Origin of the sequence: Acinetobacter sp. YH01003 (genome assembly GCF_013420525.1) — a bacterium.
Lineage (GTDB): Bacteria > Pseudomonadota > Gammaproteobacteria > Pseudomonadales > Moraxellaceae > Acinetobacter > Acinetobacter towneri.
This window is the reverse complement of record NZ_VOXY01000019.1, coordinates 24,238-36,743: the sequence shown is the minus strand read 5'-3', so window position 1 is coordinate 36,743 and position 12,506 is coordinate 24,238. Positions and strand designations below refer to the sequence as shown.

Annotated in this window: 14 protein-coding genes, 1 rRNA gene and 1 pseudogene; 7 read left to right on the top strand and 9 right to left on the bottom strand. The window is 41.5% G+C overall.

Annotated features, from left to right (window positions below):
* Window positions 1-104 (top strand): 5S ribosomal RNA (gene rrf / locus FTT70_RS12205); the annotation flags it as partial.
* Window positions 105-243: 139 nt separating this feature from the next.
* On the opposite strand, the gene FTT70_RS12200 is transcribed toward rrf, so the two are convergent.
* Window positions 244-1,623, bottom strand: a complete 1,380-nt coding sequence (locus tag FTT70_RS12200) for a dihydrolipoyl dehydrogenase (protein WP_180168657.1) — start codon at window positions 1,621-1,623, stop codon at window positions 244-246.
* Window positions 1,624-1,783: 160 nt separating this feature from the next.
* Here FTT70_RS12200 and FTT70_RS12195 point away from each other — a divergent pair, with 160 nt between their 5' ends.
* On the top strand, window positions 1,784-3,784 hold the full coding sequence (locus FTT70_RS12195) for a hypothetical protein (RefSeq protein ID WP_180062491.1): 2,001 nt from the start codon (window positions 1,784-1,786) through the stop codon (window positions 3,782-3,784).
* 148 nt (window positions 3,785-3,932) lie between these two features.
* On the opposite strand, the pseudogene FTT70_RS12190 reads toward FTT70_RS12195, so the two are convergent.
* Window positions 3,933-4,267: pseudogene (locus tag FTT70_RS12190) on the bottom strand (beta-lactamase hydrolase domain-containing protein).
* A gap of 76 nt (window positions 4,268-4,343) precedes the next feature.
* On the bottom strand, window positions 4,344-4,679 hold the full coding sequence (locus FTT70_RS12185) for a TIGR01244 family sulfur transferase (protein WP_154321046.1): 336 nt from the start codon (window positions 4,677-4,679) through the stop codon (window positions 4,344-4,346).
* A 123-nt stretch (window positions 4,680-4,802) separates the two neighbouring features.
* Between FTT70_RS12185 and FTT70_RS12180 the strand changes: the two genes are divergently transcribed.
* The 3 genes from FTT70_RS12180 to FTT70_RS12170 all read left to right on the top strand — a co-directional run bounded on the left by FTT70_RS12180 (window position 4,803) and on the right by FTT70_RS12170 (window position 6,605).
* A complete protein-coding gene (locus tag FTT70_RS12180; RefSeq protein ID WP_180168656.1) occupies window positions 4,803-5,699 on the top strand; it encodes an alpha/beta hydrolase in 897 nt (298 codons plus the stop codon).
* Complete coding sequence (gene trxC / locus FTT70_RS12175) at window positions 5,700-6,131, top strand: thioredoxin TrxC (RefSeq protein ID WP_180168655.1); 432 nt, start codon at window positions 5,700-5,702, stop codon at window positions 6,129-6,131.
* A 96-nt stretch (window positions 6,132-6,227) separates the two neighbouring features.
* Entirely contained in the window at window positions 6,228-6,605 is a 378-nt protein-coding gene (locus FTT70_RS12170; RefSeq protein ID WP_228748483.1) for an acyl-CoA thioesterase, read from the top strand.
* Between the two features lie 85 nt (window positions 6,606-6,690).
* On the opposite strand, the gene FTT70_RS12165 is transcribed toward FTT70_RS12170, so the two are convergent.
* Together FTT70_RS12165 and FTT70_RS12160 are read right to left on the bottom strand one after the other, a co-directional pair.
* Window positions 6,691-7,194, bottom strand: a complete 504-nt coding sequence (locus FTT70_RS12165) for a DUF4442 domain-containing protein (RefSeq protein WP_180168654.1) — start codon at window positions 7,192-7,194, stop codon at window positions 6,691-6,693.
* Between the two features lie 12 nt (window positions 7,195-7,206).
* Window positions 7,207-7,695, bottom strand: coding sequence for a YajQ family cyclic di-GMP-binding protein (locus FTT70_RS12160; protein WP_004976234.1), 489 nt, complete (start codon window positions 7,693-7,695; stop codon window positions 7,207-7,209).
* A 92-nt stretch (window positions 7,696-7,787) separates the two neighbouring features.
* Between FTT70_RS12160 and FTT70_RS12155 the strand changes: the two genes are divergently transcribed.
* Window positions 7,788-8,102: a rhodanese-like domain-containing protein gene (locus FTT70_RS12155; RefSeq protein ID WP_004976235.1), complete on the top strand. Its 315-nt coding sequence runs from the start codon at window positions 7,788-7,790 to the stop codon at window positions 8,100-8,102.
* Window positions 8,103-8,181: 79 nt separating this feature from the next.
* Here the strand turns inward: FTT70_RS12155 and mnmC are convergent, their stop codons facing one another.
* The 4 genes from mnmC to FTT70_RS12135 are packed head-to-tail and all read right to left on the bottom strand — an operon-like array spanning window position 8,182 to window position 11,525.
* Window positions 8,182-10,083 carry an FAD-dependent 5-carboxymethylaminomethyl-2-thiouridine(34) oxidoreductase MnmC gene (mnmC, locus tag FTT70_RS12150; protein ID WP_180168653.1) on the bottom strand — a complete coding sequence of 634 codons (1,902 nt, stop codon included), beginning with the start codon at window positions 10,081-10,083 and terminating at the stop codon, window positions 8,182-8,184.
* A 37-nt stretch (window positions 10,084-10,120) separates the two neighbouring features.
* On the bottom strand, window positions 10,121-10,576 hold the full coding sequence (locus FTT70_RS12145; protein WP_004976237.1) for a hypothetical protein: 456 nt from the start codon (window positions 10,574-10,576) through the stop codon (window positions 10,121-10,123).
* A 5-nt stretch (window positions 10,577-10,581) separates the two neighbouring features.
* Window positions 10,582-10,884 carry a YciI family protein gene (locus tag FTT70_RS12140; protein ID WP_004976238.1) on the bottom strand — a complete coding sequence of 101 codons (303 nt, stop codon included), beginning with the start codon at window positions 10,882-10,884 and terminating at the stop codon, window positions 10,582-10,584.
* Between the two features lie 29 nt (window positions 10,885-10,913).
* The gene (locus FTT70_RS12135; RefSeq protein WP_004976239.1) at window positions 10,914-11,525 is read right to left on the bottom strand and encodes a septation protein IspZ; all 612 of its coding nucleotides are present in this window, start codon (window positions 11,523-11,525) and stop codon (window positions 10,914-10,916) included.
* Window positions 11,526-11,570: 45 nt separating this feature from the next.
* On the opposite strand from FTT70_RS12135, the gene FTT70_RS12130 reads away from it, so the two are divergent.
* Entirely contained in the window at window positions 11,571-12,425 is an 855-nt protein-coding gene (locus FTT70_RS12130) for a PHP domain-containing protein (protein WP_179991587.1), read from the top strand.
* Window positions 12,426-12,506 lie beyond the last annotated feature (81 nt).

Here is a 12,506-nt window from a genome sequence, read left to right as displayed (position 1 = left end):
TAGCAAGAGTGAACCACCTGATCCCTTCCCGAACTCAGAAGTGAAACCTCTTCGCGCTGATGGTAGTGTGGGGTTACCCATGTGAGAGTAAGTCATCGCCAGCTCATTATTCTAAACACCCTCAACTCACGTTGGGGGTGTTTTTTTATGTAGAAAAGAAAATATTAAAAACTATAAAAAGTGAAGGCAAAATAAAACCATCAGGGGATGGTTTTAAAGAGTAAGCATACTTTCTAAATTTGATTAGATTTCACGTAGTTGTCGACGTGCATGTTTAAGTGCTGTTCTTAAACCCTCTTCTAGTGTTGGATGGTAGAACGGTTTATCTAAAATATCCTCAAGTGTGAGTTCTTCATCAATCATCCAAGCCAATAAGTGCGCCATGTGCTCAGCAGCATCCACAAATAATTCAGCACCTAATAACTTTTGACTTTTATTATTAATATAAACTTCAATCGCACCTTTATTTTTTCCCAGCACCAAAGCGCGACCTTGTTTTTCATAAGAAACAAAGCCTGTCGTAAATGCAATATTTTGCTCTTTCAGTTGTTTATAGTTTTGTCCTACAGATGCCATTTCAGGTGAGCTAAACACAATGCCCATGGGTGTTAATGTTTTTATATTTTCAATGTTTGGAAAGCTTAAACAATTATGCACGGCTGCACGCCCTTCATGTGCTGCTTCATGTTGAATGGGAGTATTCGTGTGTGCATCACCCACAATAAAAATAGCATGCTGTCCGAGTTGTTTGGTATGAGGATCAATTGGGAGTTGTTTGATGTTGTTGAAACTTGTATCAATATTTTCAAGATGAAGCTGATCTAAATAGCTGCGTCTACCCGTAGCAACCAATACATAATCGGCAGTTAAGCTTTGTATTTGTCCATTTTCTTGATATTCAATTTTCACGCCTTGTTCTGTTTTTTGTAGTTGTGTAGGCAAGGTTTCAAATTTGATATTCAATTCTCGACTGAGTGTATCTTGTGCAATGGTTTGTAGTTCTGGGCTGCGGAGTGAACCAACTTTACGACTACGGGCAAAAATAGTGGTATCTACCCCTAAGCGTTGCATAGCTTGAGCCAATTCGATTGCAATTACACCACTGCCAATGACGGCCAAAGATTGGGGTAAGTTCTCTAATTCAAAGATTTGATCTGATGTGATTAAGCGTTCGCCTAATTTTTCTTTCCATGCTTGCTCATAAGCAGGAGTAGAACCGACTGCAATAATAAAAGCTTTTGCCCGATATTGCTGTCCATTCACTTGAATTGTATGGGCATCTATAAAAGTCGCAAAGCCCGAAACTTTATGGGATGCTTCCCAACGATCTACATCTTTTTGTGTGGCACGGGTAAAACGATCACGTAATTGGCGTACGTGCGTCATGATTTGGAATGTATCAATTTTTGCATCTACCGTGAGTGCAACTTCTTGTGCATGTTGTATGTCGTGCATGCGATTGGCACTAGAGATGAGAACTTTGCTGGGCATACAACCAACGCGGGCACAGGTGGTGTCCCATGGACCGTGATTGATGATGATTAGGTTTTGGGTGTATTTAATCGCTTCTTTATAGGCGCTAATGCCTGCGGTGCCTGCACCAATAATAATGAGGTCGTACATTTGTGAGCTACTTCAGGTAATAAATAAATTCAGGCTAACACGAGCAAAACATTTATCATGCTTTTATTTACATAAAGCAGTAACTGTGGTTACATATCTGACAATATTAATTATATGTTTGATCAACTCATAGTTTTAGAGGGATTTGGGGATTAACTCAATGAAAAAGAAAGAAATTAGTTTGAAATTTTCGGCTGTGGCTTTAGCAGTTTTATTGGCTAGCTGTGGTGGCGGTGGAAGTGATGGTTATTATAATACGAAAGGTTCTACTACAGGTAATGCTCTGAATCCTAGTACAGGTGAAGAAGTAAAATCTGTTAATATTAGTTCTATTGAGTTGATTGATCGCAATGGTAGCTTAACTCAAGCAATCGCAGCAGAGGGTGTGATCGCTAAAGTCAAAGTAACAGATCAGTCAGGTAAAGGAATTAGTGGTGCATTGGTTACATTTACAGTGACTGGTGGTGTTGTTTTAGGTAGTTCCAATGGTGCTGTTTTAACCAATACTAGTGGTGAAGCGAGTATTTCTGTTAAACCTGAAAATTTAAATACTAATGGTGCCTATCAAATTTCTGCAGTTGCAGATTTTGATGGTGCCCAAGCGTCATCACAAGCACTTAATTTCTCACTTCAAGCAACCAATATTATTTTAGTCGATTTGATGGCAGCTAGTACTCAATTAGAGTCTGGTGGTTCAACAAATATCACATTAAAAACGCAAGATGCAAAGACGAAAGTTAATCAAAATAATGTCAACGTTGAGTTCACTGCAACTTGTGGTAAATTTGAACCAGCTACAGTTGTTTCATCAAATCAAGGAAATGTTACGACATCATACAAAGCAATTGGTATAGATGGAAAGTTGTGTACAGGGACGCATAAAATTTCAGCAAAAGGTTTAAACATCCCAGAAGTTGAAGTTGATGTCAATATTAAGGCACTTGAAGCTAACTCATTAGTATATACATCTAATCAAGTTAATTTGGGGATTAGAAAAAGTGGTTCAGCATCATCTGGTCAAATTGAATTTACTTTGTATGCAAATGGTGTACCTGTAGCAGATCAAGATGTTTTGATTGAGAAAGTACAAGCACCAGAAGATTTATCGTTCGTATCATTTGGTAATCAAAATAACAAAACTATAAAAAGTGATTCGAATGGTAAAGTGATTGTGAATCTTTATCCTGGAGATAAACCTGGACCTGTGGAGATAAGAGCAACTTTAGTTTCAGACAAAAATGTTTCGACTGTATCTAAAAATGTATCTGTATCCATTGGGCGAGTAACTCAAGATGGATTAAGTTTATCGGTATCTAAAAATTCATTACAGAATGTAATTGATGGTGATACTGCAACTATTACAGCGAGAATGGTTGATCGTACACGGAACCCTGTTCCAGATGGTACAGTAATTAGCTTTGTTTCGGAGGGTGGGAAGGTTCAACCTAATTGCTCAACAGTTCAAGGAGAGTGTTCTGTCACTCTAACAACACAAGAACCTCGTCCTTTAGATAATCGTGTGACTGTATTGGCTTATGTTGAGGGTGATAAAACCTTTACAGATTTAGATGGCGATAATCTTTATACTAAAGGCGTAGATCGACTTCTTAGTAATATTGGTAGCTTTTTCCGTGACGATAACGAGGATAATCAATATAACAAAGATTATGGTATTGGTGAATTTCTTTATAATCGTGCGGTATTAGGAAACAAAGCGACCTGTGCTCCATCTACAATTAGACAGCCGAATATCGCAGACACATGTGACGATAATTTAGATACGGTCATCCGTCAGCAATTATTATTTGCATTTGCTGAAAATACACCAACCTTTACTAATGTAAAGGCAAGTGGAAGTTTATTGTCTTTTAATATGTATGGAAATAGCGCTCAAAGTGTGCCTATGCCAACAGGTACCACAATAAGTGTTACTCCTGAGGATAATACAAAAGCCAATAATTTATCTTGTACTGTAGAGTTAGCAACAGGAAGTTCACCTGTCGCAAATGTCTTTGATCTTTTGACACCAAGCACTTTCAAAAATAGTAATCAAAGTTACTATGGCTATCGTCTAAAAGAATGTGCGGTAGGAGATACGTTGAAAGTTTCTGTTTCTTCACCAGATGGTAAAGTATCCACGATTTATGTAGATTATCAATAGAAATTATATTTAAAAAAAACAGCGCTTCGGCGCTGTTTTTTATTGAGAGATTTAAATAGAAGTCCCCACACTCACACCCACCGTCGGGCGCACTTGCATAGAACTACAAGCACTCAGAGCCAAGACACATATCACCACCAATAAAACTTTATTCATGCAACAAACCTTGAAATTTTGCCTGATGAAATAACGCACTAGAACGAGAGCCACTACGACAAATCATCAGAATGGGTTTTGGAAGCTCATTATAATATTTGGCAAATTCAAGAATATCTGTTTGAGAAATTTTACCGCTGTTGACAGGTTGATAAATCACACTAATCTGGGATTTTCAGCAATATTGCGTAATTCGCTGACCTTGACCACATTGCCTATCTCTTGATCAGGACGGTTCACAATCACCAATTTAAAACCTTGTCGCATCAACTGTGAAAATTTAGCAGTATTCATCTGACCTGCAACGCTGACTTTATTTGTTAGCATCTGTGTATTGTTTACGTAACTCAACGAGATACTGCTGCAGATCAGAATACAGCAAAACACATGTTTGAGGATGTGTTTAGTCATCCAACAAATCCATTTGTTTAGCTAACTGAAATAAGTTGTTTGAGCGGTTTCCAGTACGACAGAACATCAGGATAGGTTTTGGCAATTCGTTATAGTGATTGGCAAAAGTACGCACATCGACTTCAGTAATTTGACCAGACACCACAGGTTGAAAGACATAATCTAAGCCTGCTGCACGTGCAGCTTCTTCAATTTGCGCACTGGTTGGTTGCTCGGCACCACCTTCCATATCTGGGCGGTTATTAATAATTGACTTAAAGCCTTTCTCAAGTACCTGAGTTACATGCTCAGGACCAATTTGACCCGCAAAACCGACTTGTTCAGACATGGGAATACTCCATCATTTTATTCATGACAATATGCTTTATGATAGCATTAAGCAGATTCAAGAGCAGAATGTTCTGAAATATTTATAACGACGATAACGATAAAATAACGCAATGGAGCGCTTATGCATTCCTATACGGTCGAGCCTTTATATGTCAAAAGTGATCACGAGGTGATTGCTGCAGACTTTTATCGCCCTAAATCTATAGAAAAACCCGCGGTAATTCTGATGGCGCATGGTCTGGCGGCCTTGCGTCATTTTAAATTGGTGCAATACGCACAATATTTTGCTCAGGCAGGCTATGCCGTGGTGCTATTCGATTATCGCTATTGGGGCGGGAGTACGGGGCGTCCACGTGAGTTGGTATCCATAGAGGCGCAGTTAGATGACTGGCGCAGCATGATTTCACATATTGCGGAACGTAAGTCGATTGATGCCAAACGTATGATTCTGTGGGGAACTTCACTGAGTGGCGGATATGTGCTGAGTTTGGCCTCACGCTTACACAATATTGCCGCGGTCATGGTACAAGTGCCTTTTGTAGATGGTGCGGAAAGTGCCAAATTGTATCCCTTGCAGCAACTTCCGAAAGCCCTAAAAATTTCCAGTCAGGACTATATGGGAGCAAAGGTGGGGATGTCACCCAAAACGCTTGCAGTGGTGGCGCAAAAAGAACTATGTTTTTTACCGACTGCAGACAGTTATGCAGGTTATATGTCAATTGTGAACCCCGACCATTACTGGAGTGGGGAAATTCCTGCACGGGTGTTTTTTAATTTGATTCGTTATCGCCCCATTCAAGAAGTGCGGCAAATCAACATCCCTGTGTTATTTATTGCTGCACAGCGTGACAGCCTGATTCCAATTGAATCGAGCCGTGAAACGGCCACCAATATTGCGCCTTATGTGCAATATGAAGAGTGGGATATGCAACATTTTGATATTTATCATGGTGAATGGTTTAAAAAAGCCATTCAGACCCAATTAGAGTTTTTACAGCAACTGTTTGGAGTTCAGTAAATGATTATTGTATGCCCTGGATGTGGTGCAAAAAACCGTGTACCTGAAGATAAATTATCTGCCAATCCTGCATGTGGGCAGTGTCATCAAGCGCTGATTCCGCTTGCACCCATTGAATTGAATGAGCAAAATTTCAGTAATTTTATCCAAAATAGCGATTTACCTATTCTGATTGATCTTTGGGCGGACTGGTGTGGCCCTTGCAAAATGATGGCACCACATTTTGCAACAGTTGCCAAGCAAAATCCGCAGGTGGTGTTTGCCAAAATTGATACCGAGGCCAATTCACGTTTAAGCAGCGCGTTTCATGTGCGCAGTATTCCAACACTGGTATTGATGAATAAAAGCAATGAAATTGCTAGAATAAGCGGCGCGCTACGAGCGACTGAATTACAACAGTGGTTGGATCAGCAACTCAACGCTCAGTCTTAATGCACTGTTGGTGCTAATTTATTGCAAATGTCCGGAGTGAACGTGTCAGATTCTCATGCAAAACCAGAGGGAGTGCTTTCCCTACAAACAATTGCCATGCCAGCAGATACCAACTGGAGTGGAGATGTCTTTGGAGGCTGGATCGTTTCACAGATGGATTTGGCTGGTGCGATTCATGCCGAGCGTTTTAGTAAAGGACGTTGTGCCACGATTTCCATTAACCAAATGACTTTTTTGGTGCCTGTAAAAGTGGGCGATGTGATCAGTTGCTACACCAAAATTTTGAAAGTGGGCAATACTTCAATTCAAATGCAAATTGAAGTGTGGGACAGCCATGATGATTCACGTGAAGCTGTGCGTGTTACCGAAGGGGTATTTACCTTTGTTGCGGTTGATGTCAAAGGCTCAAAACGTCAGATTCCTGAAGAAGCCAAACAGAAGTTTTTAGAAGCTCAGGCTAGTCAAGCATCATAATTATCAAGCTAATCAAACATCGTAATGAAAAAATCCCAGCACAGTAGCTGGGATTTTTTTATTGGAGAAGAAACAAGTATTAGGCTTATTTCTGCTTTAAATGTGATTTTGACACCCATGCCCACAACATTTCACACTGAATCGGGGCTTCGCCTGATTCATCAATCACACTGACATTGACCAGTGTTTCGCCTTTGTCGGTGCTGTGCATGAGTTGTTGCTGTTCTGGGCTGAGTGTGGCAATGGCTGTCATTGCACCTTGAGTTGGACGTTTAAAGTCCACTTTCAGGCTTTTAATCAGCATAATGGCACTATCAGGCACATTCATGGCAGTTACAAAACCTGTGGCAGTTTCAGCCAACAGCGCCATAGCACAGGCATGTACCTGTCCAATATGGTTTTGCATGGCTTTATGATTGGCAAGACTGACCACCACTTGCGATGGGGTTACTTCTTGATAGCGAATTTTCGCAGTGCCCACCATCGGCACGACACGACCAAAGGCTTGACTCAAAAGGCGGCTTTGAATGCCTTTCGGCAATTTTGATGTTGCTTTGACCAGTTTGTTTAAGCGATTGGTTGGTGTCATGACATCCCCAAATTAATCTTTAAAGTTGTTAAATTGCAGTGGCAGACCAAATTGTTGCTCTTTCAAGAACGCCATTACTTGTTGCAATGTGTCGCGTTTCTTGTCGGTCACACGAATTTTGTCACCCTGAATAGAAGATTGCACTTTAATGCCACTGTCTTTAATGGCTTTGTTAATTTTTTTTGCGGTATCTGAGTCAAGACCATCTTTAAGTTTGATCACTTGAATCACATTTTTACCTGATGCGGTCATTTTTTGTGGGTCAAGCGCCTGAATGTCGACTTTACGCTTATAGAAGTGATTTTCGAGCATGGTATACACTTGCTCACATTGGAAATCACTTTCAGTGGAGATTTTAATCTCTTTGTTTTTTTCATTGAGGTCGATAGAAACATCCTGACCACGAAAATCGAAACGAGTACCGATTTCTTTTTGTGTGTTTTGAACCGCATGATTCACTTCAAAAAGTTCTAATTCAGAAACAATATCGAAAGAAGGCATAATGAAGACCTTTGCAAATGGAAACAATATCTGAGATGCTAGGGATGTTTTCTTCATTTGCCAAGTGTTGTTTTACATCAAAGGAGTGCGCAATGATCCGTAAACAAGAAATTACAACATTTGAGTTCCCAGCTGACGCGATTATCTGGGATGTACGTGATGCAAGTGCTTATGCAGAAGCTCATGTTAAAGGTGCTGTGAATCAGCCAATTAACGATCTATCAGCAGAGAGTCTTACTCAGGTGTCGGCGGATCAACCCATTTACATTTTATGTGGTGGCGGAAGTAAAGCCCCACGTGCAGCGGAAAAACTAGAAGGTTTGGACAGCTCACGTGAATATGTGGTTTTAATGGGTGGTACACGTGCTGCGCGCGACGCAGGCATGCCTTTGGAACAAGGTCACTAAGTATCATCAATATGAAGAAAGCGCCGTAAGGCGCTTTTTTGTTGGGTATCGTTTTATTTCTATTTTCTCTAAGCGAGCGTTAGCTTGAAGGTGGAGGAGCTTTAAAATAAGGCTTCTTGGTTTTCACCTTTTTCTGAAAGCGTGTAGCTGCCAGTTTTTGTAGTAAATTTTTAGGTACAGGGCAGGCTTCCGCTAAAACTTGTGCTGCCAGTATCTCACTGCACAACGGAGCAAATAAAAAGCCTTTGGAACCAAGTCCTGCAAAGCTGTAAATTTCCTGATCATCACGCATTTTGCCAAGTAGGGGAAAATAGTCCTGACTTTGGGCGCGTAGCGAAGCACGACCTTGCCAGGTATCTATAGGCGCTAAGTTTTCCGCATACGCAGGAAAGACATTGTGGATAAGTTCGTAGTTATGCACATGGTCTTCTGCCAAGACGTCACAATCTTCTCGATTTGGATAAAACGAAGCACCTAAAATCAGTTGATCGGCATTAAGCTGCATGCAATAGCCGCCATAGCTATAGGCTTGTGATAATGGCAAAGCCTGATCGGTATTATTTAACCAACTGACTTGCCCTCGTATGGGTTTAAGCACAGGGTAATGTTCAAAAAAAGCACCGCTTTGCAGCGCAGCACAGACGATAACATGATCAAACGTTCCGAGTTCAGCATCTACGCTGTGTAAGATCAGCTGCTGTGCTGTCGTGGTGATTTGTTTAATTTGAGCTTGCTGAAACTGAATGTGCGGATGCGCAAGAATTTCATCACGCAGTTGATGTGGATAAACTGCTCCTGCTTGCAATAAGCTTAAACTGGCAAAGTCGCTTTGTGGCGTAAGTTCGGTTGCACTCTGTGCTGCTAAAATACCTTTTGGGTATTGTGTGGCTAAATCCAGCAATTCATCGGCATGTTTAAGTGCCAGTTGATGAATCTGCAACGGACGAAATGCTTTGAATGCGGCATAGTGATTTAAAGCATGTTGCCATGCCAAAGTCATTAAATGATCAGCACTTTGATGAATTGGGCAAAGTTTTGGGTTTAAGAGTGCCAAAGGATTGCCAGAACCGCCTGCAAGTGGCGCTGTTTGGTCATAGAGCGTGACTTGATGCCCTCGTTGGGAAAATGCCCACGCACAGCTTAAACCCGCAATTCCTGCGCCTATGATCGCAATATGGCGCTGTTGGTTGCTTGTTGTGGTATTTGTTGTAATTTGAGTTTCGTTCTGATCGGATATTGGCTCTATTTCAGGCGCTTGCCAGATGGCTTTCAGCATTTCCCGTTTATGCCCAAAACCGCGTGGGCGGGTGATGTGAATACCGTGTTGTTTTAAGCCACGTTTGAGTACGCCTGCCACACTAAATGAGGCAAAAGTCGTGCCATAATCGGACAGTGCTACAATCGGGTTGAGCACGGTTTCCTGCCACATCTCGGGGTTACAGGCGGGTGCAAAGCCATCTAAAAACCACGCATTGACAGGAGCAGTTTTAGCAATGACAGGAAAAACTTCCTGAGCATCGCCTAGCCATAAATCTAGGCTAAAGCGTTCATCTGGAAAGTTTAAACGATGACAGCCTGCAATAGCGGCAGGGTATTGCTGAATCAGCTGTTCAGACAGATGACTGAGTTCGGGCCAAGCCGTTAAGGCACGTATAAGATCGGCTTTGCAAAGTGGAAATTTTTCGACAGAAATTGCGTGTAAATGGCTGCGATTATTGGGACGTACCTGTTGCCATAATTGCCAGAGCGCTAAAATATTTAAGCCTGTACCAAAGCCTGTTTCGCCTACACAAAAATATTCAAAATCATTCAGCGCTGCTAAACGGATGGGTAAGTCATTGCCCTGTAAAAACACATGCCGTGTTTCTAATAAACCGTTGTCTTTAGAGAAATACACATCGCCAAATTGTTTGGAAATGGGCACATCAATACCATCGACCAGTTGCCAATCCAGCTCGGCAGTTTGAATAGGCTGAAACAAAACCAGAGTACCTTAAATCAAGAGGTGAATGCTCACCTTACCATTGGCGGCGACGTTTGGTATAGACATAGCTAGCAATTAAGAAGCCGAGCAATACGCCAACCGCGAGTGTTGCAGCACCGTATAAAAACATTTGCGCACTGCGTTCACTTTGCAGTACTTGAACTTGCACGCCTAAATTATCGTTTTTAAGTTGCAGTTCCTGATTCTGTGCCAAAGCATCGAGGTTTGCCTGTTCAAGTTGTTGCAAACGTGTGCTCTGATCTTTAATCAAGGCTTTGGTTTTAGCTTCCTGAAGGGCTTTATTTTTGGCAATTTGTTCTGCAGTCAGGGGCTTATCTTGTGCAGGAGTAACCCCATTGGCTGTTGCTACAGCTGCCGTGTTGGTCACAGCAGCAGGAGCAGGTGCAGTAGGTGTGGTTGTGGCTGGCTCAACTGCATATACAGGTGAACTGAGCAGAACAGCAACAACACTGGCAACAACGAAACGCATAGCGCTTATCCTTGAGGGAATGCTTTATTGAATGGCTTAACGTCAATGTGGCTATATACGCCTTCTTTTAAGAAAGGTTCATCTTGTAGCCAAGCATCGAGTGCTTCACGACTGTCAAAATCGACAATCATGGTGCTGCCATAAAAGCCTGCTTGTGGATTGCTTGGGTCTTTTGGCATTGCCCCCGCCACAATTAAGCGACCTTCGGCATCGAGTTGTTGCAAACGTGCAAGATGTGCAGGACGGGTCGCAAGACGTTTTTCCAGTGTACCTTCACGGTCAGTACAACTCAGAACAAATAAAGGCATAGTTACTCTCGAATATCGCAGATCAGAAATTATTCAGATGTTTTAAAGTATTTGCGCAATACAATAAACTGCACAATGATAAAGGAAAACATCACAATCATGTCACCAAAAGCAGTGAATTCGCCCCAATATTTTCCGTCCATAAATAAAAATGCAAAAAATACGTGTAGGAAAGACATGACTGCAAACATGGCTGCCCAAGTATAATTCAGGTTTTTCCAGCCAGCTTCGGTCAAGTTGAACACAGGCCCAAATAAGCGTTGAATCAGTGGTTTACGGTCTTTGCTGAACCATGGTGATAGCAAAAAAGCACCTGCAAATACAATGTTTAAAATGGCAGCTTTCAGGCGAATATAAAAGTCATCGCTTAACATTAAGGTAACGCCACCAAAAATTACGGTCATAAACAGCACAATCCACTGTTGTTTATCTAAACGGAATTTTTGCATGATGAACAATGCGCCGTACACCACTAACATCGAGATGATCAGACCTGTGGTGGCCACCAAAATATGGTTATTATCGACACCGCCTGCAGAGCCGATGAGTTGTAGTAATTGATGATTAGTATCTTTTGGATCTACAGTTTTGTATAAATAAAAGAAAATAATGAGGGGCACAAAGTCTAAAAGTGCTTTCATGTTAGAGTATCTAAATCTGATCAAATAAATGACATAGTATAAGTGATGCACGGCGTAGATTTACATACACACAGTAATATTTCTGATGGAACTTTGTCACCTGCAGAATTGGTGTCTGCGGCAATTCAGCAGGGCATTCATACCTTGGCATTGACTGATCATGACACAATGGATGGGCTGGCTTTGGCAGAGCAAGCGGCTCAGGGGCAAGATTTAAAGATTATTTCGGGAGTGGAAATTTCCAGTCAATGGTCACGTCCTGCCACTAAAAAAAGCTATAGCGTGCATGTGGTGGCGCTAAACATGCAAAATCCTGCACCTTTACAGGCGCTGCTGGAACAGCAAAAACAAATTCGTGCAGAACGTGCCAAACAAATTTGTGATTTACTCACTCCGCTGATTGGACAAGATATTTATAATGATGTACTTCTTAAAGTCGAAGGCGTAGCAGATCGGATTACCCGTACGCACATTGCCAAAACCTTACAAGAAAAAGGCATTGTAACGCGTGTGCAGCAAGCATTTGATAAATACATCAAAGAAGGCAAAAAGGCTTATGTGAAATTTGATGGCTTGAGTTTGGAAGATACGATTCGGGTAATTCATGACAGTCAGGGTTTTGCCGTGTTGGCGCATCCAACCCGTTATGATTTATCTGCGACCAATATTCGTTATTTGATTGAAATTTTTGCCAAATATGGGGGTGATGCAGTGGAATTGCCGCCTAATATTGACCCTGCATCGACCCGTCAAATGGTGGATCGCATGATTGCTGAACATGGTCTAAAAGTATCTGTCGGCAGCGATTTTCATGGTGAAAATATGCCGTGGATTAAATTGGGCAATATTCCGCGGGTGAAAGATGGTCAAATTGGGATTTGGGAGAGTTTTGTTGAGTAACTCCCTCATCCCAACCTTCTCATATAAGCAGATGTGATATCCATTATTAAAATTTAGAAAGGATAAAAACTCCTTCTCCCT

Bases quoted from the DNA above. Each gene is read 5' to 3' on its own strand.
- FTT70_RS12165 (WP_180168654.1), bottom strand. From the start codon at position 7,194: ATGACACCAACCAATCGCTTAAACAAACTGGTCAAAGCAACATCAAAA.
- FTT70_RS12140 (WP_004976238.1), bottom strand. From the start codon at position 10,884: ATGCCTTTATTTGTTCTGAGTTGTACTGACCGTGAAGGTACACTGGAA.
- FTT70_RS12145 (WP_004976237.1), bottom strand. From the start codon at position 10,576: ATGCGTTTCGTTGTTGCCAGTGTTGTTGCTGTTCTGCTCAGTTCACCT.
- FTT70_RS12180 (WP_180168656.1), top strand. From the start codon at position 4,803: ATGCATTCCTATACGGTCGAGCCTTTATATGTCAAAAGTGATCACGAG.
- FTT70_RS12185 (WP_154321046.1), bottom strand. From the start codon at position 4,679: ATGTCTGAACAAGTCGGTTTTGCGGGTCAAATTGGTCCTGAGCATGTA.
- FTT70_RS12160 (WP_004976234.1), bottom strand. From the start codon at position 7,695: ATGCCTTCTTTCGATATTGTTTCTGAATTAGAACTTTTTGAAGTGAAT.
- FTT70_RS12195 (WP_180062491.1), top strand. From the start codon at position 1,784: ATGAAAAAGAAAGAAATTAGTTTGAAATTTTCGGCTGTGGCTTTAGCA.
- FTT70_RS12155 (WP_004976235.1), top strand. From the start codon at position 7,788: ATGATCCGTAAACAAGAAATTACAACATTTGAGTTCCCAGCTGACGCG.
- FTT70_RS12135 (WP_004976239.1), bottom strand. From the start codon at position 11,525: ATGAAAGCACTTTTAGACTTTGTGCCCCTCATTATTTTCTTTTATTTA.
- trxC (WP_180168655.1), top strand. From the start codon at position 5,700: ATGATTATTGTATGCCCTGGATGTGGTGCAAAAAACCGTGTACCTGAA.
- FTT70_RS12130 (WP_179991587.1), top strand. From the start codon at position 11,571: ATGCACGGCGTAGATTTACATACACACAGTAATATTTCTGATGGAACT.
- FTT70_RS12170 (WP_228748483.1), top strand. From the start codon at position 6,228: ATGCCAGCAGATACCAACTGGAGTGGAGATGTCTTTGGAGGCTGGATC.
- FTT70_RS12200 (WP_180168657.1), bottom strand. From the start codon at position 1,623: ATGTACGACCTCATTATTATTGGTGCAGGCACCGCAGGCATTAGCGCC.